Origin of the sequence: Amycolatopsis alba DSM 44262, from assembly GCF_000384215.1 — a bacterium.
Lineage (GTDB): Bacteria > Actinomycetota > Actinomycetes > Mycobacteriales > Pseudonocardiaceae > Amycolatopsis > Amycolatopsis alba.
This window is the reverse complement of sequence record NZ_KB913032.1, coordinates 594,097-616,514: the sequence shown is the minus strand read 5'-3', so window position 1 is coordinate 616,514 and position 22,418 is coordinate 594,097. Positions and strand designations below refer to the sequence as shown.

Annotated in this window: 18 protein-coding genes and 2 pseudogenes; 10 read left to right on the top strand and 10 right to left on the bottom strand. The window is 68.8% G+C overall.

The features are described from left to right. Positions 1–100 precede the first annotated feature (100 nt). From AMYAL_RS0102700 to AMYAL_RS0102690, 3 genes are read right to left on the bottom strand one after another with little or no spacing between them, the layout of a single operon-like run. On the bottom strand, positions 101–1,030 hold the full coding sequence (locus tag AMYAL_RS0102700) for a GNAT family N-acetyltransferase (RefSeq protein ID WP_026466683.1): 930 nt from the start codon (positions 1,028–1,030) through the stop codon (positions 101–103). A 32-nt stretch (positions 1,031–1,062) separates the two neighbouring features. Next, the gene (locus AMYAL_RS0102695) at positions 1,063–1,965 is read right to left on the bottom strand and encodes a GNAT family N-acetyltransferase (RefSeq protein WP_020629758.1); all 903 of its coding nucleotides are present in this window, start codon (positions 1,963–1,965) and stop codon (positions 1,063–1,065) included. Further along, complete coding sequence (locus AMYAL_RS0102690; RefSeq protein WP_020629757.1) at positions 1,962–2,825, bottom strand: class I SAM-dependent methyltransferase; 864 nt, start codon at positions 2,823–2,825, stop codon at positions 1,962–1,964. The genes AMYAL_RS0102695 and AMYAL_RS0102690 overlap by 4 nt, the downstream gene beginning before the upstream one ends. 304 nt (positions 2,826–3,129) lie before the next feature. Between AMYAL_RS0102690 and rpsA the strand changes: the two genes are divergently transcribed. Continuing rightward, entirely contained in the window at positions 3,130–4,629 is a 1,500-nt protein-coding gene (gene rpsA / locus AMYAL_RS0102685) for a 30S ribosomal protein S1 (RefSeq protein ID WP_020629756.1), read from the top strand. Positions 4,630–4,840: 211 nt separating this feature from the next. On the opposite strand, the gene AMYAL_RS0102680 is transcribed toward rpsA, so the two are convergent. After that, positions 4,841–5,065, bottom strand: coding sequence for a hypothetical protein (locus AMYAL_RS0102680; protein ID WP_020629755.1), 225 nt, complete (start codon positions 5,063–5,065; stop codon positions 4,841–4,843). 197 nt (positions 5,066–5,262) lie between these two features. Between AMYAL_RS0102680 and coaE the strand changes: the two genes are divergently transcribed. Then, positions 5,263–6,447 carry a dephospho-CoA kinase gene (gene coaE, locus AMYAL_RS0102675; RefSeq protein ID WP_020629754.1) on the top strand — a complete coding sequence of 395 codons (1,185 nt, stop codon included), beginning with the start codon at positions 5,263–5,265 and terminating at the stop codon, positions 6,445–6,447. 3 nt (positions 6,448–6,450) lie between these two features. Here the strand turns inward: coaE and AMYAL_RS0102670 are convergent, their stop codons facing one another. From AMYAL_RS0102670 to AMYAL_RS0102650, 5 genes are all read right to left on the bottom strand, one after another. Further along, on the bottom strand, positions 6,451–7,077 hold the full coding sequence (locus tag AMYAL_RS0102670; protein ID WP_020629753.1) for a response regulator: 627 nt from the start codon (positions 7,075–7,077) through the stop codon (positions 6,451–6,453). Then, on the bottom strand, positions 7,074–8,333 hold the full coding sequence (locus tag AMYAL_RS0102665) for a sensor histidine kinase (protein ID WP_020629752.1): 1,260 nt from the start codon (positions 8,331–8,333) through the stop codon (positions 7,074–7,076). The genes AMYAL_RS0102670 and AMYAL_RS0102665 overlap by 4 nt, the downstream gene beginning before the upstream one ends. After that, positions 8,330–9,850, bottom strand: a complete 1,521-nt coding sequence (locus tag AMYAL_RS0102660) for an ArnT family glycosyltransferase (protein ID WP_020629751.1) — start codon at positions 9,848–9,850, stop codon at positions 8,330–8,332. The genes AMYAL_RS0102665 and AMYAL_RS0102660 overlap by 4 nt, the downstream gene beginning before the upstream one ends. A gap of 89 nt (positions 9,851–9,939) precedes the next feature. Further along, the gene (locus tag AMYAL_RS0102655) at positions 9,940–11,472 is read right to left on the bottom strand and encodes an ArnT family glycosyltransferase (protein ID WP_026466682.1); all 1,533 of its coding nucleotides are present in this window, start codon (positions 11,470–11,472) and stop codon (positions 9,940–9,942) included. A gap of 138 nt (positions 11,473–11,610) precedes the next feature. Beyond that, positions 11,611–12,126 (bottom strand): ribonuclease FAU-1 family protein, encoded by a 516-nt coding sequence (locus AMYAL_RS0102650; RefSeq protein ID WP_020629749.1) that lies wholly within the window; start codon positions 12,124–12,126, stop codon positions 11,611–11,613. 142 nt (positions 12,127–12,268) lie between these two features. Between AMYAL_RS0102650 and AMYAL_RS0102645 the strand changes: the two genes are divergently transcribed. The 5 genes from AMYAL_RS0102645 (at position 12,269) to AMYAL_RS0102625 (ending at position 19,079) form a co-directional block, all read left to right on the top strand. Further along, on the top strand, positions 12,269–13,564 hold the full coding sequence (locus tag AMYAL_RS0102645) for a DUF5685 family protein (protein ID WP_020629748.1): 1,296 nt from the start codon (positions 12,269–12,271) through the stop codon (positions 13,562–13,564). 54 nt (positions 13,565–13,618) lie between these two features. Continuing rightward, a complete protein-coding gene (gene uvrB, locus AMYAL_RS0102640) occupies positions 13,619–15,775 on the top strand; it encodes an excinuclease ABC subunit UvrB (RefSeq protein ID WP_020629747.1) in 2,157 nt (718 codons plus the stop codon). A 208-nt stretch (positions 15,776–15,983) separates the two neighbouring features. After that, positions 15,984–16,556: an NUDIX domain-containing protein gene (locus AMYAL_RS0102635; RefSeq protein WP_020629746.1), complete on the top strand. Its 573-nt coding sequence runs from the start codon at positions 15,984–15,986 to the stop codon at positions 16,554–16,556. Positions 16,557–16,793: 237 nt separating this feature from the next. Then, the gene (locus AMYAL_RS47720) at positions 16,794–17,786 is read left to right on the top strand and encodes a TIR domain-containing protein (RefSeq protein ID WP_167336139.1); all 993 of its coding nucleotides are present in this window, start codon (positions 16,794–16,796) and stop codon (positions 17,784–17,786) included. Positions 17,787–17,789: 3 nt separating this feature from the next. Then, complete coding sequence (locus tag AMYAL_RS0102625) at positions 17,790–19,079, top strand: helix-turn-helix domain-containing protein (protein ID WP_020629744.1); 1,290 nt, start codon at positions 17,790–17,792, stop codon at positions 19,077–19,079. Between the two features lie 24 nt (positions 19,080–19,103). Here the strand turns inward: AMYAL_RS0102625 and AMYAL_RS47715 are convergent, their stop codons facing one another. Continuing rightward, the gene (locus AMYAL_RS47715; RefSeq protein ID WP_020629743.1) at positions 19,104–19,742 is read right to left on the bottom strand and encodes a helix-turn-helix transcriptional regulator; all 639 of its coding nucleotides are present in this window, start codon (positions 19,740–19,742) and stop codon (positions 19,104–19,106) included. A gap of 358 nt (positions 19,743–20,100) precedes the next feature. Between AMYAL_RS47715 and grpE the strand changes: the two genes are divergently transcribed. The 3 genes and pseudogenes from grpE to AMYAL_RS51035 form a co-directional block, all read left to right on the top strand. Further along, positions 20,101–20,751 carry a nucleotide exchange factor GrpE gene (gene grpE, locus AMYAL_RS0102615; RefSeq protein WP_245192765.1) on the top strand — a complete coding sequence of 217 codons (651 nt, stop codon included), beginning with the start codon at positions 20,101–20,103 and terminating at the stop codon, positions 20,749–20,751. Continuing rightward, positions 20,744–21,790, top strand: a pseudogene (locus tag AMYAL_RS51040) (Hsp70 family protein); the annotation flags it as partial. The gene grpE and the pseudogene AMYAL_RS51040, both read left to right, overlap by 8 nt. A 264-nt stretch (positions 21,791–22,054) precedes the next feature. Then, positions 22,055–22,417: pseudogene (locus AMYAL_RS51035) on the top strand (Hsp70 family protein); the annotation flags it as partial. Position 22,418: the final 1 nt, after the last annotated feature.

Genomic DNA, 22,418 nt, shown 5'->3' with positions numbered 1-22,418 from the left:
AGTTAGCCCTGACCTGGGAGGTGCACAACCGTGGGGGGCCCACGTCACACGCAAGAGTGACGAAACCTCCGCAAACCGGACGGCTGACTGTGCATTTCGGCTAACGCAGGGCGGAAGCCGGGTGGACCTCCCAGGACGTCCATAGTGGACGATAACCCTGCCGGTGCCAGAACACCGAAGAGAGCGGGTTGGTCGGGTTGTAATAGAGGTACGTGCCGTCCGCGCCGTCGGCGCAGAACTCCTTGTGCACCACCGACATCAGGGTCCGGCCGAGGCCGCTCCCGCGCAGGTCCGGCACGGTGACGACGTTGTTGACGTACCCCCAGCGGCCGTGGGGGAGCAGTTCGGCCTCGGCCGACCCCGGTGACGACGTGATCCAGGCGGCGTGCGCGAACGCGGCGACGCGGGCGTGCCGTTCGGCCAGCCACAGCAGCGGGGCGTCCTTGTCGAGGGCCCGTTCCAGCGCGGGGGCGAGCAGTTCGGCGGCGTTCGGGCGGTGCCGGGTGGCGACCTGGCCGATGTAGTCGTGGGTCGACACGGCCATCGCGAGCACGTCTTCGAAGTCGCCCTGCCGGGCCCGGCGGATCTCCACGCCGTCGTCGGCCTTGTCGTCGTGGTGGCATCCGGTGCGCACGGCGAGCGCGGACATCGGCACCAGCCCGTGGTCGAGGAAGGCGCGGATCGCCTCGGCGTCCCGGCTCGGCCAGTTCACCACGCAGGACGAATCCTCTCCGGGTGATTCGGCATCCATCCACGTCCGCCAGGCGCGCAGCAGCACGTCCATCCCCTCGGTGCCGGTGTTCCCGACGAACGGGAACAGCTGGCGCACGTCGGCGGACGCCCAGAGCAGGGGTACGTCGTCCGGACCATGCAATTGGCGCTGGATCACGCCGGTGACCTGGACGCCCGACGCGGTGGCGGCGTCCACACGCTCACCGACGACCGGGGGCGGGGCCGCTTCGGGCAGCAGCCTGTCGATCGTCGCGAACCGTGCGCGGTGCGCTTCGAACAAGGTCTTCTCGATTTCCATCCTGTCCCCAGGGTCGGCCGCGCCCGTCACCGCTACCGCAGGGCCGCGGCGGGGCTGGCCGCCCACGTCGTCCACAGTGGACGATAACCCTGCCGGTGCCAGAAGACCGGGGAAAGCGGATTGGCCGGATTGTACGAGACGAAGGTACCGCGCAGCGACGGCGAGAACAGCTCATCGTGCGCGGCGGCGGTCAGCGCGCGCCCGATCCCGCGCCCCCGCGCCGCCGCGGTGACCGCGAGGGTGCCGACATAGCCCCACTCGCCGGGCGGCAGCCGTCCGGCGAGCGCGTCACCGGGGAGCGGCGAGCGTTTTCCGCTGGTCACCATCCCTACCGTGACGCCTTCCTCTTCGGCGACCCAGACGCGGCCGCCGAACTGGAGGCCGCGCCGGATCTCTTCGGCGAGCAAGGCCTCGGCTCCGGGCCGGACGACGCCGTGACCGACGAACGAGGTGTAGCGAAGTTCTTCGAAACGCAGGGCGACGATCTCCTCCAGGTCGCCGCTGGAGGACTCCCGGACGATCACGCCGGGCACGGAGCAGGTCTCGCCCTTGGCCGGCGCGCGGACGGCGAGCGCCAGTTGCGGCGCGAGCCCATGGTCGAGCAGGGCCCTCGCGACCACGACGTCACGGCTGGGCCAGGTGAGGGTGCACGACGAATCGGGTTCGGCGTCGGCGAGCGCGATCCGCTCGCGCCAGGCCGAGAGCAGCGCGCTCATCCCCGCGCCGGCGTCGGGCGGGAGGATCGCGGACAGGATCTGCAGATGCGCCGGGCTCCACAGCCGTTGCCAGGAACCCGCCGCGAACCGCACGTGCGCGATCGTCCCGGTGGCGCCGCCCGCTTCGACGGGCTCACCGGGCGGGAGCGGGGGCGGCGCCGGAAGCAACGGGTCGAGCGCGGCGAACCGTGCCCGTTGCCGCTGCGCCGCCGGGGTCATCCCCGCTGGGTGCAGAAGATCGCGGTGCCGGGGAAGAGCTTGCCGCGCAAGGGGCTCCACTGCCCCCAGGTGCGGGAGTGGCCCTCCGGCCAGGCGGGCTCGATGAGGTCCGTCAGCGCGAAACCGGCGTCGGCGAGCGCGCGGACGTAGTCGCCGAGTGTGCGGTGGTACTCGACGTAGGTCGCGACGCCCTCTTCGTCGACCTCTACGTAAGGCGTGCGGTCGAAGTACGGCTGGGTGACGGTGAGGCCCTGCGGCCCTGGGTCGTCGGGGAAGATCCAGCGCATCGGATGGGTCACCGAGAACACCCAGCGGGCACCCGGCCGGAGCACCCGGTGCACCTCCGCGAACACGACGTCCACCGAGGCCACGAACGGGACAGCACCGAAGGCCGAGCACGCCGCGTCGAAGCTCTCGTCCGCGAACGGGAGCGTCTCCGCCGTCGCCTGCACGAGCGGGACGGGTGGGCCGGTGCGCTCGTTGCCCTCCCGAGCGTGCCGCAGCATGCCCGCCGACAGATCGGTCGCCACCGCTTCGGCGCCTTGCGCGGCGAGCCAGCGCGCGCAGGCCGCCTGCCCGCAGCCGACTTCGAGGATCCGCTTGCCGCCGACTTCACCCAGAAGTGCGACGTCGGCCTCGCGGACGCCCTCCGGGCACCAGACGAAGTCCGCGTCGCCGAGGAAGCCGCCGTGGGTCGCTTGGTAGTCGTCGGCGTCGGCGTCCCACCACGCCAGGTTGGCGGCCGTCGCCTCCGGTGCCGAGACCGCCCGATAGGCGACCCCCGCGGTGCCGAGCCGCTCCTCGGCCTGCGCGTGCCTTTCGGCCGCCGTCTCCTGCTCGGTGGTGGACTGCTGACTCAAACCGATATCCTTTCCCCAGGTCAGGGCTGTGTGACAGAGCTTATCCGCCCGGTGTGATCGCGGGAGGCACCCTGATTGTGCCGTGTACAGGGGGCCGCGTAGGATATCTGTTAGCGCAGTGGGTTCGCGCTACTCTTTCCCCCGGTTCGCTCAGCGTCCGGGTCAGGGGGTCGCGCACCGGATGCGGTGATGCTCGCGGTCGTTCCCTGTGGACGTTTGCTTATGCGGTCGCCTCATGTCGGAAGAGCCCATGGTGCCCTAACCGCAAACCCACTACTTCCCATCCACCGGAGCAACCCGCCTAATGACGACCGACACCGCCACCGCCCCGACCGCCCCCAGCGGACCTCAGCAAGTCGCTATCAACGACATCGGGTCGGAGGAAGACTTCCTCGCAGCGATCGACAAGACGATCAAGTACTTCAACGACGGCGACATCGTTGAAGGAACCATCGTCAAGGTCGACCGTGACGAGGTCCTGCTCGACATCGGCTACAAGACCGAGGGTGTCATCCCCTCGCGCGAGCTCTCCATCAAGCACGATGTCGACCCGGCTGAGGTTGTCACCGTCGGCGATGAGGTCGAAGCCCTGGTTCTCCAGAAGGAGGACAAGGAAGGCCGTCTGATCCTGTCCAAGAAGCGTGCGCAGTACGAGCGCGCCTGGGGCACGATCGAGGAGCTCAAGGAGAAGGACGAGCCCGTCAAGGGCACCGTCATCGAGGTCGTCAAGGGCGGCCTCATCCTGGACATCGGCCTGCGCGGCTTCCTGCCCGCGTCGCTGGTCGAGATGCGCCGCGTGCGCGACCTGCAGCCGTACGTCGGCCGCGAGCTCGAGGCGAAGATCATCGAGCTGGACAAGAACCGCAACAACGTGGTCCTGTCCCGCCGCGCCTACCTGGAGCAGACCCAGTCCGAGGTGCGCAGCGAGTTCCTCAACGCGCTCGCCAAGGGCCAGGTCCGCAAGGGCGTCGTGTCGTCCATCGTCAACTTCGGTGCCTTCGTGGACCTGGGTGGCGTCGACGGCCTGGTGCACGTCTCCGAGCTGTCCTGGAAGCACATCGACCACCCGTCCGAGGTCGTCGAGGTCGGCCAGGAGGTCACGGTCGAGGTTCTGGACGTCGACATGGACCGCGAGCGCGTCTCGCTGTCGCTGAAGGCGACCCAGGAAGACCCGTGGCGTCAGTTCGCCCGCACCCACGCGATCGGCCAGATCGTGCCGGGCAAGGTCACCAAGCTCGTTCCGTTCGGTGCGTTCGTGCGCGTCGAAGAGGGCATCGAGGGCCTGGTGCACATCTCCGAGCTGGCCGAGCGCCACGTGGAGATCCCGGAGCAGGTCGTCCAGGTCAACGGCGACGTGATGGTCAAGGTCATCGACATCGACCTCGAGCGTCGTCGCATCTCGCTGTCGCTGAAGCAGGCGAACGAGGGCGTCACGCCGGAGACCGAGTTCGACCCCACTCAGTACGGCATGGCCGCCGAGTACGACGCCGAGGGCAACTACATCTACCCCGAAGGCTTCGACCCGGACACCCAGGAGTGGCAGGAAGGCTTCGACAAGCAGCGTGAGGAGTGGGAGCGTCAGTACGCCGAGGCTCACACCCGCTACGAGGCTCACATGAAGCAGGTCGTCAAGGCCGCCGAGGCCGACGCCGAAGCCGCGGCCGACGCCGCGACCGGTGTCACCTCCGGCGACTCGGGCGAGCAGAGCTACACCTCCGCTCCGGCCGAGGCCAAGAGCGGTGGCACGCTTGCCAGCGACGAGCAGCTCGCGGCTCTCCGCGAGAAGCTGTCGGGCGGCGCGTGATCCAGGCGCTCAGCCAGTAGCTGACAGACAGCGGCCCCGGTCCTTCTCGGACCGGGGCCGCTGTTTTTCGCGTTTAGTGAGGGGCAGGGGCTGCGGATGATGTCTCGAGCGCCACGTTCGAGACGTTGAGCGTCTCAGGCGAGGCGCGCGAGGCACTCGACGCCGTCACCCGGACCGACCTCTGAATGCGGGGGGGGGGGCGGGAAGAGCGTCAGGAGGTGGCGGGCCGGACGGCGGGCACCCAGATGCGTTCGAGTGCGGCGGCGCGGGCCTTGCGGCGGAGTCCGGCGAAGCTGTGCTTGGCGGGGACCAGGAGCGCGCTCAGCCAGGTGCGCCGGTACTCGGCGAGGGCCTCGGCCACGGGGCGATGGACGACACAGTGCACCAGCCCCGGCGATCCGAGCCGGTGCCTTCCCGTGTGCTTGCTGTCTGCCATCTTTCCTCCGTGTGGGCTACCTTCGCCGCGCACGGTACGCAATCAAGCCCTCGAAACCGCGTAACCGCCCGGCGTGTCACTCGAAATGGTTGAGTCGCGCGTCACGATGATCTTGCCTTTTGCATCCTTCTGTGCCGGATGTGCCTATTCGGTGACCCTGCGCTGTCACCCCCCAGAGCGCCACTAGGCTGATCGTCATGCTGCGTGTGGGCCTGACCGGCGGGATCGGCGCCGGAAAATCGACGGTGGCGAACCGGCTTTCCGAGCACGGCGCCGTCCTCATCGACTCCGACAAGATCGCCAGGGAGGTCGTCGAGCCGGGGACACCGGGTCTCGCCGGGCTCGTCGAGGCGTTCGGGGAAGACATCCTCGCGTCCGACGGCTCGCTGGATCGTGCCGCGCTCGCCGCGAAGGCGTTCGCCGACGAAGACTCCCGCAAGCGGCTGAACTCGATCGTCCATCCGAAGGTCGGCGCCCGGACGGCCGAGCTGATGGCGGCCGCGGCGCCGGACGCGATCGTCGTCCACGACATCCCGCTGCTGGTCGAAGGCGGCCTCGCGCCGATGTACCACCTCGTCGTCATGGTCGACGCGCCGGAAGAGATCCGGGTGCGCCGTCTGGTCGAGTCGCGGGGGATGGCCGAGTCCGACGCGCGCGCCAGGATCAAAGCGCAGGCGACGACCGATCAGCGCCGGGCGGTGGCCGACGTCTGGTTCGACAACAGCGGGGCGCCCGACATCGTGCTCGCCGACGTCGACGCGTTGTGGGCGGACAGGCTCACCCCGTTCGAAGCGAACGTGCGGCTCCGCAAGCCGCGAGCGCCGATGTCGCCGAAGATCGCGCAGTACGACCCGACGTGGCCGGCGCAGGCCGAGCGGGCGCTCGCCCGGATCCGCGTGGTGGTGGGCGAAAAGGCCGTGCGCGTCGACCACATCGGTTCGACGTCCGTGCCGGGGCTGCCCGCCAAGGACATCCTCGACCTCCAGCTGACCGTGTCCACTCTGGACAGGGCGGACGAGCTGGCCGACGTGCTGTCCGACGCCGGGTTCCCCCGCGCGGAAGGCGAGTGGTTCGACGACGCCCACGGCGAAGAGGGCACCTGGCCGAAGCGGTTCCACTTCGGTGGCGACCCGCGCCGTCCGGTCAACCTGCACGTCCGTTCCCAGGAGACACCGGCCTGGCGGCTCGCGCTGCTGTTCCCGGAGTGGCTGCGGCAGAACCCGGACGAACGTGACGCCTACGCGGCGGTCAAGAACGCCATGGCCACGAAGCATGCCGGCGACGGGACCGTCGAGCGCTACACCGACGAAAAGCAGGTCTGGGTCGACGCGGCCTTCGCGCGCGCCGATGCCTGGGCGGAGTCGGCGGGCTGGACCCCGTAGCCCTCAGCCTCCGAGCAGTCCCCGTGCGAACGCTGTCGCGACGGCGGCGGCTCGGTCCTTCACCCCGAGCTTGGCGTAGGCGTGCACGAGGTGCGTCTTCACCGTGGCTTCGCTGATGAACAGCTGTTTCGCGGCCTCCTTGTTGGAGGAACCGCGCGAGATCAAGGTGAGGACTTCGAGTTCCCGGCGGCTGAGCGGTTCCGGCGCGGGCGCGCGCATCCTGCCCAGGATCAGGTCGGCGACGGCGGGGGAGAGCACCGCCTCGCCGCGCGCCGTGGCCCGGACCGCGCGGAAGAGTTCTTCGCGGGGCGCGTCCTTGAGCAGGTAGCCGGTCGCGCCCGCTTCGATCGCGGGGATGACGTCGGTGTCGGTGTCGTAGGTCGTCAGCACGAGGATCCGCGCGGGATTGCGGAGTTCCGCCAGCTTCGCGATCGCGGCCACCCCGCCGGAGCCCGGCATGCGCAGGTCCATCAGCACGACGTCGGGCCGGAGCTTCTCGGTCAGCGCGACGGCCTCGTCACCGGAGGACGCTTCCCCGAGTACCTCGAACCCCTGGTCCGCGGTGAAGATGCCGCGCAGACCGTCACGGACGATCGGATGGTCGTCGGTGATCAGCAGCGTGATCGTCATGGCCGGACCTCCAGCGCGACGGCGGGCAGATCGGCGGAAACGGCTGTCCCGCCGCCCGGCTCCGACTCGACGTGCAGTGTTCCCGCCAGCCGGGCGACGCGGGCGCGCATCCCTGGAACGCCGAAACCGCCGTCACCCGACGGGCGCGCGGTGTCCGGCTCGAAGCCCCGGCCGTCGTCCCGGACGTCGACGGTGACCTGATCGGCCATATAGGACAGCGTGAGCCCGACGATCGTGGCGTCGGCGTGTTTCTCGACGTTGGCCAGTGCTTCCTGCGTGATCCGCAGCAGCGTCGCCTCGATCTCGGGATGCAACGCGCGTGCGGTCCCGGTGGTGGCGAACCGGAGTTCGACGCCGGTCCGGCCGCTCCACGACCGGGAGACCTCGTCGAGCGCGTCCGGCAGGGTCGCGGTGGCCAGTGGCTGCGGGCCGAGCGCGCGCACCGAACGACGGGCCGCGGTCAGGTTCTCCCGCGCCAACGCCATCGCGGAGCCGACGTGCCGCTGCCATTCGACGGGATCGCCGTTCGCCTCGTCGGCCGCCTCCAGCTGGGTGATGATCCCGGTGAAGCCCTGGGCGAGCGTGTCGTGGATTTCCTGGCTCAGTCGCCGACGCTCGTCGAGGACGCCCGCTTCGCGTGCCTGGCTCAGGAGTTGCCGTTGCAGCACCGCGTTCTCCTCGTGGGCGGCGGCCAGTTCGTCGAGTGTCCGCTTGCGTTCCGCGTGCTGCCGCGCCATCGCCGCGGAAGCGAGTCCGCCCCCGCCGACGGCGGCTGTCTGCACCAGCGTGATCACGATCCACAGCGCGGGCTGCTCGGCGAACGCCCGCAGCGGGCCGCCGTCGGGCATCGTGTTGATCAGCGCCGAGACCGTGAAGATCCCGGCCAGCGCCAGCGGGGCGGGCCGCAGCCGCATCGCTTCGAAGAACCCGGTGATCATGAAGATGAGGAAGATCGTGTCGTGTCCTTCGAGCACCGCGGCGATCGTGACCAGGCCGGCGAAGGAGACCGCGACCGCGACGGGATGCCCGGCCCATCGTCGCGGCGGCAGTGTCGAGGTGAGCAGGAGCCAGACGGCGGCGATCCCCGCCAGCGCCAGGGTGACCGCCGGATCGTGGCCGGAGAGCGCGAGACTGAGCACCGCGCTCAGCGCCAGCAGCGCGTACGGCAGGAACTTCTCGATCCGGCCGAGCCAGGGCCGAAACCCGTCACCGGGTGACGGCCACAGCGAGTCCTGCCACCGGATCCAGCTGGTCATACCCGGAATTCTCTCAACCCTGGCCAGGCGGACGCCCAGGTTTCGGTGCGGCCCGTGACCAGCCAGATCGGCATTCCGCGGCTCACGTTGCGGACGCCGAGGTCGTTGTCCACGCGGGAAACGATCCGGGCATCGGTGAAGGAACGCAGCAGCCGCGCGGGATCCGGCCCGACGAAGAGGACGTTGTCCGCGGACTCGGGCGGGCTGCCGAAGTACCAGAAGCCCCGGCTGGGGCTGTACGCGGCGGGAAGGCCGTAGTCGGCGCCGTACCGGTCCAGCGCTCCGGCCTGCCAGTACCCGGCCGTGACGAGCGTGGTGCGTGCCCGCTGTTCCGGCGGGAGCCGGTGATAGGCGTCCGCGACCGAACGGGCGAGATCCGGCCAGCCGATCTCCTCCAGCGCGTACGCCGGACGCGGGACGTCCCGGCCTTCGGCGAGCCAGACGGCAGGCCACACCGGCAGCGCGTAGGGGAGGGTGTACAGCGCGGAGAGCAGGAAAACGGGCCAGGTCGGGATCCAGCGGAACCACCGGGACGGCTTCAACTGTCCGAAGTGGACGGCGGCGCCCGCCCACAGGACGCCGAACATGCCCGCCGCGTAGTAGTACCGGCCGTTGGACAGGATGAACAGCGCGATCACGCCGACGGTGGCCCAGCCGAGGAACCGGAACTCCCGCAGCTTCGCCGAGAACAACAGCACGAAGAGTCCATAAAGGACGCCGACGACACCGATGCCGAGGCCCGCGCCGGTCAACAGAGCGGGCAGGAACCCGGCGCGGCCGCTCCAGCCGCCGGTGGTCTCGTGCGCGATGACATCGCCCATCTCCAGTTGCGGCCAGCCGTTCGCGGCCTGCCACCAGAGCGTGGGCACGAGCGAGAGCGCCGCGATACCCGCGCCGATCCAGAGTTTGGGCCTGCGCAAGAGATCCCGTGGCCCGAAGACGAGGATCGCGACCCCGGCGGCGACCCAGAACGTCGCGATGAGGAGCTTGACGTTCAGCGCGATCGCGGTGGCCACTCCCAGCCACAGCAACAGGTTGTCGTCCCGTTTCCGCATCCACCGCACGAGCAGCCAGGCGATGAGTGCCCACAGTGCCGGGTCGATCGTCGAGGTGGCCAGGTAGTGCCCGCTCCCGAGGAACTGCCCGCAGATCGCGTACGCGGCGGCGGCGCGGGTCTGCGCCCGGCGGTCTCCGCCCATCTCGTAGGCGACGAGCCCGGTGAACACGACACCCGCCGCCGTCGCGAGGACGGCGGGGAGGCGGAACACGAAGACGTTGCCCGGCGCGAGCGAATCCATCACCAGCGCCAGGAACGGGAGCACCGGTGGCTGGTCGGCGTATCCCCAGGCCAGCCGCTTTCCGGCGGAGAGGAAGTACAGTTCGTCGCCGAAGTAGCCGTACCGCCAGGCCGTCGCCAGCAGGACCGCCGCGGCTGCGGCGGCGAGCAGCGCCACCGGGAGCCGGGCGAACGCCGCACTGGACGCGGTCGGTGTTTCGGCCGCGCTGGCGGCTTCCATCCAGTCCTCGCAGATCCCTCGGGTGCCGGTCCCCTCGCACCTTACGTGCCACCGCCGTGGCGCGTCGGTCGTGAGCGGACCGGTGAGGCTCAGAAGCCCCAGTCCGTGAGTTTCGACCACACCGTGTCCCAAATCCCGTTCCGGCCGGTGGCCAGCCAGATCTTCATGCCCTGACTCACATTCGGGACCCCGGCCCGGTTGTCGAGCGCGCCGACCTCACGCACCTGCGTGAAGTACGGCACAAGCACCGAGGGGTCGTTCCCGACGAAAAGGATGTCCTGTGCCGATTCCGGCGGTCTCGGCAAGGTCGCGTAGCCGCGGTTGGGGCTCGACGGCGACGGAAGGCCCAGTTCGGGTCCATAGTGGTCGATGGCGCTGGCCTGCCAGTACTTCGCCGCGACGACCCCGGTACGGGCCGGATCGGGAGCGGCGCGGTACGCCTGCGCCACCGACTCGGTGATCTCCCGCCACCCGATCTCCTCGTCGGCGAGGGACGGCCGCGCCCACTCCGGGACGTTCGCCAGCTTCGACTGCGGGAGGACCGGGAGTGTCTGCGGGATCGCGATCACCGCGGCCACGAGGAACACCGGCCAGGTGGCGATCCAGCGCCAGTACTTCGACGCCTGACCCGCTTCGATCTCCACCGCGGCGGCGGCGAACAACGGGGCGAACATCCCCGCCGCGTAGTAGTAACGCCCGTTCGCCAGCAGGAACAGGACGAGTACGCCGAGCGCGGTCCACCCCAGGAACCGGTACGGCCGCAGGCGTTCGGACCGCAGCAGCCGCCACAGGCCGTAACAGAGGAGGACCATCCCCACCGGGACCCCGGCGGTCATCACCAGCGTCGGGACGAACGTGGCCCGCCCGCCCCAGGTCGCCGAGACCTCTTGGGAGATCGCCGCGCCCATGGTCAGTTGCGGCCAGCCGTGCGTCGCCTGCCAGACGAGCGTGGGCGCGGTCATCGCGGCGGCGATCAGCGCGCCGATCCAGAGCGCCGGACGGCGCACGAGGTCGCGGGGACCGAAGACCATCGTTGCGGCCAGTGCGACGACCCAGAACGCTCCGATGAGGAACTTCGTGTTCAGCGCGAAGCCGGTCACCACGCCGCTCCAGAGCAGGAGCCCGTCCGCGCGGGTCCGGGTCCAGCGGACGAGCAGCCAGATCAGCAGTGTCCACAGGAACGGGTCGAGGGTGCTGGTCGCCAGGTAGTGCCCGCCGCCGAGCATCTGTAGCGACACCGCGAAGGTCGCCGCGGCGATCGTCTGAGCCCGGCGGCCGCCGCCCAGTTCCCTGGCGATCAACGCGGTCAGCACGACACCGGCGACCGTCGCCAGCATCGACGGGATCCTCAGGACGAACGGCGAATCGGCGCCGAACGCGTCCATCATGCGTGCCAGGAGCGGCAAAAGCGGTGGCTGGTCGGCATACCCCCAGTCCAGATGCCGACCGGCCGCCAGGAAATACAGTTCGTCGCCGAAATAGCCGTAACGCCCGGCCGTCGCTGCCAGAACCGCCCCCGTCGCGCCGGCGATGGCCAGCACCGGTGCCCTGGCGAACGGCGCGATCCCCGCGCGTTTTCGTTCGCCGGCCCGTTCCCGGAGTCCCTCGGTCTCGGTGACCATGGTCGTCCGCCCCTCTCGATCGGTTTCGCTCGTGATCGAGAGTCCCGCGGGGACGTCTTTCCGGGAATCCATCCCTCGGTCAGGAACCGTTAGCCGAAGAGCTAAGGCCGGATCAACCGATCGGTTGATGCGGACGGCTCAATGCCTTCTCCAGGCGAGTGCCACGTCCTTTGTGGACAGCCAGCCGCGGAGGTCGTGACCATGGGTGGCCAGTCCGTCGACGGTCGTGTGACTGACGCCGAGCGCGCGTTCGCCGTCGGCGAGCGAGATCAGCCCGGAGGCGACCGCGGTGAGGAGTTCGTCGGTGTCGATCACGCGGACGGACACCTTGTCCTTCAGGACGAGGTCGAGATAGAGGTCGGTGGCGACCCAGACGCCGTCTTCGCGGTGGACGTCGACGACGTCGAGGTAGAAGTCCTGATCGCGTTCGTGGCCAGGGTTGAACCAGAAGTCGGTGATCCGCAGGCCCAGGTCCGGCAGCAGCCAGGACTCGAGATAGTGGAACTGCTTCCGCCCCGGTGCCGGCCGCGCCATGTAGAGGCCGAAGGGCTCTTCGCGATATTCCTCGACGTCCCTCACGACGCCCTTGGGGTCCGTGTTGGTCTTCGCGGCCGGGTCGAAGTACTCGACCTTGGGCGGGTGCAGCGCGGTCATGCGCCCATCTTGGAAGGCCCCGGCGTCCGCGACCACCGCCCAACCGGGTGGACGATCACGGTTTGACGATTCCGAGGAGGAGAGGCCGTCCGGCCGGATAAGGTGCGCGGGTTCCGCCGAAAGGGTGAGTGGGAGTCAACGCATGTTCGGGATCATCAGGCCGTGCCGTCACCGGCTTTCCGCAGGTCTGCACGCGGATTGGCTGGCCCATCTCTGCGGTCTCTGCCTGGCGTTGCGCGACGAACACGGACATCTCGCCCGAATGGTGACGAACTACGACGGGCTGATCATCTCGGCGCTCGTCGAAGCCCAGTCGCCGCGCGCGGAGGGACGGCGCGACGCCGGTCCTTGCCCGCTTCGGGCGATGAAGGGGACTTCAGTGGCGAAGGGCGGCGGCGCCCAGCTCGCGGCGGCGGTCTCCCTGGTGCTGGCGTCGGCGAAGATCAGTGACCACGTCGAAGACCGTGACGGCGCCTTCGCACGGCGCTCGGTCGCTCTCGCCGCGAGGCGGGTGGCGACGCGCTGGGCGGACCAGGGGAGCCTCACGGGTACCCGGATCGGCTTCGACACGGCCGTCCTGACCGAGGCGGTCGACCGGCAGGGTGAGATCGAAAGCGCCTTGCGCCTCGGTGATTCCGCGGTGCTCGCCACCGAACCCGCCGAACTGGCGACGTCGGCCGCGTTCGCGTACACCGCCGTACTGGCGGGCCGTCCGGAGAACGCGGCGCCGCTGGCCGAGGCCGGACGCCTGTTCGGCAGGGCCGCGCATCTGCTCGACGCCGTCGAGGACCTCGCCGAAGACGAGGCCGTCGGCGCGTGGAACCCGCTGGCGGCCACCGGTACCGGGCTCGCCGAGGCGCGACGGCTGTGCGACGACGCCGTGCTCGGCGTCGAACTCGCCCTTCGCGAGGTGAGGTTCGACCAGCCCAAGCTGATCCACGCGCTGCTGGTGCACGAGCTGAGGCAGTCGGTGCGACGCGCCTTCGGGCACGGTTCCCAGCATCCGCCACCGGGCTGGATCGGGCCGGGGCCGCGGCCGCAAGGACATCCGCACCAGCCCCACCAGCCCCAGCAACCCCACCAGTACCCGCAGGGCGGTTACCAGCCGCCGCCTCCGCCGCAGGGCGCTCCCGGTGGCGGGGGCCCGCCCCAGGAGCCGCCGAAGAAGGGGAAGCACGGCGGTGGCGGTCCGGTCGACGGCCAGGGCGGGGCCTGCTGGACGCCGAAGTTCCGGGTGCCGCCGCGGCCGCGGGGCTTCTTCTTCGGCTGCGCCGTGGCCACCTACATGTGCTGTTCGTGCCAGTTCTGCTGCCGTGACCCGTTCCCTGGTCCGTGGAGCGGGAAGCCGCACGACGCCTGCGCGAACGGCGACTGCGGTGGCTGTGACTGCACCGGCTGTGACTGTTGTGACTGCTGTTCCTGTTGTGACTGTTCGTAGGGCCTGGACCAGGCGAACCGGAAACTGTCGGACCCAGCGCCTACTCTGGTTCCCGTGGCTTTCGCATCCGAACACCCCGTACTCGCCCAGTCGGACCACCGGCCCGTCACCGACATCCCCCGGACCGGCGGCCGGTTCGAGGTCGTCAGTGACTACAAGCCCGCCGGTGACCAGCCGGCGGCCATCGACGAGCTCGAACGCCGGGTCAACTCTGGCGAGCGGGATGTCGTGCTGCTGGGCGCCACGGGTACCGGCAAGTCGGCGACGACGGCCTGGCTGATCGAGCGCGTCCAGCGCCCGACGCTGGTGATGGCGCCGAACAAGACGCTCGCCGCGCAGCTGGCGAACGAGCTGAGGGAGCTGTTCCCGCACAACGCGGTCGAGTACTTCGTCAGCTACTACGACTACTACCAGCCCGAGGCGTACATCGCGCAGACGGACACGTACATCGAGAAGGACTCGTCGATCAACGACGACGTCGAGCGGCTGCGGCACTCGGCGACGATGAACCTGCTGTCCCGGCGCGACGTCATCGTGGTCGCGAGTGTCTCGTGCATCTACGGCCTCGGCACACCGCAGTCGTACCTGGACCGGTCCTCGAAGCTGAAGGTCGGCGAGCAGCTCGACCGCGACGTCTTCCTTCGCGCACTGGTGGACGTGCAGTACACCCGCAACGACATCGCCTTCGCGCGCGGCACGTTCCGCGCCCGCGGCGACACGGTCGAGATCATCCCGGCGTACGAAGAGCTCGCCATCCGGGTCGAGTTCTTCGGCGACGAGATCGAAAAGCTGTACTACCTGCACCCGCTCACCGGCGACATCGTGAAAGAGGTCGACGAGGTCCGCATCTTCCCGGCCACGCACTACGTCGCGGGCCCGGAGCGGATGGAGAAGGCCATCCACGGCATCGAGGCCGAGCTGGAGCAGCGGCTGGCCGAGCTGGAGAAGCAGGGCAAGCTGCTCGAGGCGCAGCGGCTGCGGATGCGCACCGCGTACGACATCGAGATGATGCGCCAGGTCGGGTTCTGCTCCGGTATCGAGAACTACTCGCGGCATATCGACGGCCGCGAAGCAGGCACCGCGCCCGCCACGCTGATCGACTACTTCCCGGACGACTTCCTGCTGGTCATCGACGAGTCGCACCAGACGGTCCCGCAGATCGGCGGCATGTTCGAAGGCGACATGTCGCGGAAGCGGAACCTGGTCGAGTTCGGCTTCCGGCTGCCCAGCGCGGTCGACAACCGGCCGCTGACCTGGGAGGAGTTCAGCGACCGGATCGGGCAGACGGTGTACCTGTCGGCGACGCCGGGGCCGTACGAGATGGGGCAGGCGGGCGGCGAGTTCGTCGAGCAGGTCATCCGGCCCACCGGCCTGGTCGACCCGAAGGTGGTCGTGAAGCCCACCGAGGGCCAGATCGACGACCTGGTGCACGAGATCCGTGACAGGGCCGAAAAGGACGAGCGCGTCCTGGTCACCACGCTCACCAAGAAGATGGCCGAGGACCTCACCGACTACCTGCTGGAGCTGGGCATCCGGGTGCGGTACCTGCACTCCGAGGTGGACACGCTCCGCCGGATCGAGCTGCTGCGGCAGCTGCGCGCCGGCGATTTCGACGTACTGGTCGGCATCAACCTGCTCCGTGAGGGTCTCGACCTGCCCGAGGTCTCGCTGGTCGCGATCCTCGACGCGGACAAGGAAGGTTTCCTCCGCAGCGGCACCTCGCTGATCCAGACGATCGGCCGTGCGGCACGGAACGTGTCGGGCGAGGTGCACATGTACGCGGACAAGATCACCGACTCGATGCAGCACGCCATCGACGAGACGGATCGCCGTCGCGCCAAGCAGGTCGCGTACAACGAGGAGCGAGGGGTCGACCCGCAGCCCCTGCGGAAGAAGATCGCCGACATCCTGGACCGTGTCTACAGCGAGGCCGAGGACACGGAGTCCGTCGCCGTCGGCGGTTCGGGCCGGAACGTCTCCCGCGGCAAGAAACCCGAGCAGGGCGACCGCGTGCGCAGCTCCGGGATGCTCGCCGACAAGGACGTCGCCGGTATGCCGCGCGCCGAACTGGCCGACCTCATCCAGCAGATGACCGATCAGATGATGCAGGCCGCCCGCGATCTGCAGTTCGAATTGGCCGCCAGGCTGAGGGACGAGGTGTCGGATCTGAAGAAGGAACTCCGGGGTATGGACGCCGCCGGTATCAAATAACCGCGATCACACCCTTTACGGGCACCGTGAACACAGGTCTTTTCTTATTTCCATGCTTCATGGGAAACGGGAAACCGTGGGCGTGCTCGTCGGCCCGGTGCGATGTTGGTAGAGATCGTATGTTCTCGAGGTTTCCAACGTTGGATGCGTAGCCGGGAGAGCGGACACGACGCCGCGCGATGCCCGCGGCCGACAATGGGGTGGTCACGTGACACTGGCCGACGGACGCGGAACGGTCTCCGAATCAGGGTGGAAGCTACTCCGGACCGACGTCGTGCACAAGAATCGCTGGTTCGAGGTAAGGGCCGACGCGGTGATCCGGCCGGACGGCGGCCGTGACGTCTACTCGCATGTCGTCGCGCCGGGTTCGGTGACGGTGCTGGCGCTCGACGGCGCGGGCCGGGTCGTCCTCACCAGACAGTGGATCTACACGCACGGTTCGGTCCAATGGCGACTTCCCGGCGGCGGGGTCGAGGCCGACGACGCCGACCCGTTCGCCGCGGCGCGCCGCGAATTCGCCGAGGAGACCGGTTTGCGGGCCTCCACCTGGGAACCGCTCGGTCTCATCCACAGCGCGGATTCGCTGAGCAATCATGTCGACCGTATCTACCTCGCGACCGGATTGACCGGTCACGACCAAGCTCTCGGGCCCGGCGAGGCGGATCTCGTGGTGACGAGACTGCCGTTCGAGGAGGTCCTCGATCTCGTCAGATCGGGTCAGGTGCCGCACGCGGGGAGTGCGCACGCGGTGCTGACCATGGCGTTGCGCCTGTCCCGCTGACGTTTCCCGTTGTCCCGCCCGGTAGTCGCGGGGAAGCCTGTTCTGCGCCTCGCCCGTACCTGTCATCGTCGAAGGACAGGTACGGGCTATCGAGAGGGGTGCGGGCGATGCGTTCGTTTTTGACCTTGGCTGTCGCGGTCAGGATCGCTGTAGCGTGTTTGCTTGTCGGTTTCGTTCTGGGCGTCTACGCCGGAGGGATTCCGGGCGGGCCGAGTTGACTCGAGGAAGGTGCTGATCTTGAGGCAGGCAAGGGCACGCCACGTCGTTCGCGCGGGCACGGTCTTGTGGCGGGTGCACGACCGCGAGGACCCGGCGGTGCACCTGCCTGCCGAGGGCGCGGTGTTCTCGGCGGATCGAGGCTGCGCGGTGATCGAAAGCCTGCTCCCGGAACCGAAATTCACCTCGGAGGGGCGCCGCGTCCTGGCCGGGCGAGGTTTGGAAGGCAAGGTCCTGTCCGCCGTCAAGACGACACGGGAGCTTCTCGTCTCCTTGACGGAGTCCCCGGCGCGGGACCTTTCCCTTGTCCACGACGACGTGGAGGGTGCGAGATGGCCGTCTTCGCAGGCGTGGCCGGAGCATGAGCTGTGGCTGTCCGGCGAACGGGTGAAGACGGGGACGTTCACGAGCCTGCCCGGCGAATCGTTCGGCTTGGACACGCCCGACGGGGTGCGGCGGCTGACGGAACTGCTGGCGCCGTACCGGATCCGCGTGCGCACCCGCGCCTCCAAACCGATCGTCTTCATCAACTACCGGACCGCGGGCGGCACGGAAGAGATCCTGCGCCTCGACGACGAGCTCCGTGGCCGCCTCGGTGACGACGCGGTGTTCCGGGATCATCGGAGCCTGACCGCGGGCGACGATTTCGCGGACAAGCTGATCGAAAGCGTTCGTGCGGCACGGGTTCTGCTGGCCGTCATCGGCAGGAGATGGGAAGAAACCTACGACGCCGACGGTCGGAGACTGGTCGACGACAGCAGTGACTGGGTCCGCCGGGAGATCGCCGAGGCATTCCGTGTCGGTGTTTGTGTGGTGCCGGTGATCGTGGGCGTGCGGGACGGTTTGGTCAGGGAGGAGTTGCCGGAGGACATCCGGCGGCTGGCCGACCTGCAGTTCATGCATCTGCGGCATCGCAGCACGGACGCGGATGTCACGAACTTCGTCGACGATTTGTTCGAGCAGGTACCGATCCTGGCCAAGGCGAAGGCCGACCGGGATACGACGAGGGGGTGAATCATGCAGCGGGAGCCCGCTTTTGGCGCTGAACTCCGCAGGCGAAGGGAGGCGGAAGGGATCTCCCTCACCGAGCTGGGCGTTCGGGTCCACTACAGCAAGGGCCACCTGAGCAAGATCGAATCCGGGCAGAAGACGCCGACCGTTCAGCTCGCGCGGTTGTGTGACGCGGCGGTGGGCGCGGAGGGGGAGCTGCTCCGGCTGGTGGGGGACGGTGTCGCGGCCGGGGCGCCGGCGAGGGAGCTCGACGCCGTGGAGCGGGACGGCTGGACCTTGGGCGTGACGCCGGGTGGGTCCGGCTTCTTCGTGCCGGGCGGGGAAAAAGTGCCGAAGGAGACCGAGTTCGGCATGACGTTCGGTGACCGGGCCACCTACGGCGGGGACGTGACCACGCTCGCCGGGGTGTTCTGGAGCCGGTTCGAGTCCGCGCGTCACCTCGCCCAGGTGTCCGGGCCCGCGGTGGTGCTCCCCGGTGTCATCGCCGACACCCAGACGTTGCGCGGGCTGGCGGGCAACGCCTCGCCGGAGGACCGGCCGGTGCTCTGGCGGCTGGCGGCGCGCTACGCCGAGTTCGCCGGTTGGATGACCCAGGAGGCAGGCGACGATCGCATGGCGCTCTGGTGGACCGAGACCGCGGTGCGGATGGGCGTGCTCGGCGGTGATCATTCCCTTTCCGCCTACGCGCTGGTCCGGCAGGCCGATGTCGCGTTGCACGCCGCGGACGCGCTGACCACGATCTCGCTGGCCCGTCAGGCGCAGCTCGACGAGCGGACCCCGGCGCGCATCCGCGGACTGGCCGCGCAGCGGGAGGCCCAAGGGCACGCGCTGGCCGGGGATCACGCGGCCTGCCGTCGCGCGCTGGACCTGTCCGCCGAGCTGCTCGGCGGCGCCGAGTCGGAAGCCGGTACTCCCGAACTGGGGACCACGTACACCCCTGATCTCAGTGCGCTGGTGGGCGGCTGGTGTCTCTACGACCTCGGGTTGCCCGCCGAAGCGGCCGAAGTGCTCGACAGGGGGGTGACGCGATTCGCGCCCGACGCTCACCGCAGCCGTGCTCGCTACGTCACCCGTGCCGCCCTCGCCTATGGCACGGCGGGAGAACTCGACAGGGCCTGTGAGCTGATGGCTTCCGTGCTGGATCAGCTTCGCTTGATCGACTCGGCCACGATCCGTCATGACCTCAGGCAGCTGACCCAGGTGCTGGCCCGGCGGCAGAACCACGCGGCGGCGAGGGAGGTGCGGCAGCGGCTGGTGAGTGTGCTGCGGGTGCCGGGGATATCGCCCGCGAGGTGAGAAGCGTTCGCTGCCAACGGGATTTCACAGCCAGCCGAGTTTCGCCGCGGCGACTCCGGCCGCGAAACGGTTGTTGACGCCGAACTTCTCGTAGATCGCTTTCACGTGGCGCCGGACCGTCGTGGCGCTGATCCCGAGCAGCCGGGCGATCGTCTCGTCGCCATGCGCCTGGAGCAGGCCGAGGACCTGGCGCTGGTTCGACGTCAGCGTGGCCGAAGGCGTGCCTGCCGGGGCCGTGGTCCCCGGCGCCGACCAGAGCAGGTCGAACCACTCGGCGAGCAACCCGAGCAGCAACGGTGATCGAATGACAAAAGTGGAGTCCGTGGACCGCCCGGCTACGGAAACCGCCGCGATTCGATCGTCGACGTGAACCATTCGAAAAGGAAGGTGTTCGCGGACACGGAATTCTCCTGGCTGGGTGTTCCGCTGTGAGAACGTCGCCATCTCGTGTCGTCGGACCAGGGTCTGGTACTGAATCCGTGCGGAGCCCGCCGGTGCGGCGAAATCGGATTCCCCCGGCGAAACGACACGTGCCCGGAACTTCACCTGGCGGTGGAGTTCATCGAACAGCGCGTCGATTTCGGTGACGTCGTCGAGTCGTCGCAGGTCGTCGGCGTGGACCGGCCCGTCGGGCGTGCTGCAGGCCGATCTTGTCGCGGTCACAACGGACTCCTCGTGATGGCTGAGGTCCGCGACCCCCTCCCGAGATCGCGGACACCGTCCAGCATCGCGCATTCGGGGCGCCTGGTGTGCGGTTTTCTGTTTCCACTGTGGTGGACGACAGGAAACGATCTTCCGGGGGCGGGAACGACGGTAACCTGTTACCACAAAAGTCCGGTCGGCGGAATGGTGATTAGTTGTCAATGGGGCTTATCGGCCGGGGATACGTCAACGCGGTGATGGCGACAGTGGTGGGTAAGGCGAAATCCGGCCGTGTTCCGCCGAGCGGTAACGTGTCGCCCCGGTCAGCGACTTGGAATGCTGAACGGTCTTATCGCGAGGTGGGAAAGGGGTGGCCGGCGTGAGTGACGCGGGTACCGACGGAGTCGCCGAGGGCGCGGCGGACGATGCCGAGGAGGCCCCGTCCGGCGTCGCCGAACACGAAACCGCGGACCTGGCGCGGCTGGCCGACGTCGTTTCCCGGCTGGGGACGGAGATCGAAGCCCATCACGCCAGGGCGGCCGCCCGCGAGCGGGTCATCGACCGGCTGCACGCCGAGGTCGAACGGCTTCGCGCCGGGGAACAGGGAATCCTGCTGCGCCCGGTGATCACCGATCTCCAGAATCTGCGAGCCGACCTCCTGCGGCAAGTGCGCACTCTTCCCGCCGAGTTGAGCGGCGAACGGGTTGCTCAGCTACTGGAATCTTTCGCGCTGACCACGGAACTGGCCTTGGAACGGTGCGGTACCGAACCGTTCAGGCCGGAAACCGGGGACAAATTCTCTCCCCGTGAACATCGCGCGGTGAAGGTGGTGGCGGCGTCGAGTGCCGGCGAGGACGGGACCATCGCCGAGGTCGTCGCCGATGGTTATCGCGATCTGGCGAACGACCGGGTGGCCACCGCGGCGAAGGTGCACGTCCGACGCTGGGAGCCCTCGGCGGATCAGGTCGGCGGAGCGGAAGAAGCCGGCAAGGCGAACGAGAACGAACTGGAAGGAAGCATGGATGTCTGACGGGAGCCTCCGGGTCTTCGGCATCGACCTCGGAACCACCTACTCGGCGATCGCCTATGTCGACGAGAGCGGCCGGACGACGGTGTGCCGCAACACGGACAACCTCGAAACCATTCCCTCGGTGGTGTATTTCGAGAACGAGTCGAACGTGGTCGTCGGCTCCGTCGCCAAGGAGTCCGCGGTCACCCAGCCGGATCGCGTCGTCTCGCTCGTCAAACGCGAGATGGGCACCAAGGCGGTGTTCGACTTCGACGGCAAGACGCACACCCCGGAAACGATCTCGGCGCTGATCCTCAAGCAACTGGCCCAGGACGGCGCCGGGTACAGCGGCGGCGGGGTCGACAAGGTCGTCATCACGGTCCCGGCGTACTTCGGCATGCTGGAACGGGACGCCACCAAGAACGCGGGCAAGATCGCCGGTCTCGACGTGATCGGCATAGTTCCCGAACCGGTCGCGGCCGCCCTGCACTACGAGGCGACGACAGGGGCGCAGGACAAGACCGTGCTGGTCTACGACCTCGGCGGCGGAACGTTCGACACGACGGTCATCCGTGTCTCGTCCGACGAGATCGAGGTGGTCTGCACCGACGGCGACGACCGGCTCGGCGGCGCCGACTGGGACGCGCGGCTGCGGGATCACCTGCTGGCGTCCTTTTCCGAACAGGTCCCGCCGGGAATCGACCCGGAGGAGGACGAGGAGTTCCTGCAGTCGTTGTCCACTTTGGCGGAGAACACCAAGAAGCAGCTGTCCAAAGTGGACTCCAGGCCGGTGGCACTGCGCGGCGCGGGCGCCAGCGCCAGGATCGACGTCACCCGCGCGCAGTTCGAGGAGATGACGAAGGATCTCCTCGACAAGAGCATCGACATCGTGCGGCGCACGCTGGAAACCCTGCAGGACAAGGCTCCTGGCGCGAAGGTCGACGAGATCCTCCTGGTCGGCGGTTCCACCAGCATGCCCGCGGTCGCCGAGCGGTTGCGCGCGGAGTTCGGCTGGGAGGCGAAACTGCACGATCCGCATCTCGCGGTGGCGAAGGGCGCGGCTCTCTACGCGCTCGGCCGCGTCGTCCACAAGGAACAGGAAGAAGCACGCGAGAAGGCGGGTTCGGCCACCGACGGCGAAGACCGGGCCGCCGATGTGGTGAGCGATCTCGAAAGCCGCACCGGTATCGCCGCGGGGACGTTGACCAGCCTCGCGGACAAGCAGACCCGGAACGTGCTGCCGAAGGCGTTCGGCGTCAAGCTCCTGGACACCAGTGACCCGGACTGGGAACGCAAACCCGAACGCTTCTACGTCGAGCACCTCGTCCACGCCAACGACGCGCTGCCGACGGGGCCCCAGACGCTTTCGGCGCGCACGGTCGCCGAAGGCCAGCGGGAAATCGAAATCGAGCTCTACGAACAGTCCGGCGCGCGGCCCGGCCCCGAGATGGAGGAGAACAAGTTCCTCAACGAGGGCAAGGGAGCGATCACCGGACTTCCGGCGCTGCCGAAGGCATCGCCTCTCGAGATCGAGATGCAGGTCGACGAGGAGGGCCTGCTCAAGGTGGAGGCCACCGAACCGAGCACGGGGAAATCCCTGCGTATCGAGGTCAGGGTGAGCGTGCTTTCCGAGGAAGAGGTCCGCGAAGCGACCAGCACGGTGTCTGCTCTCACGGTTTCCAGCTGAC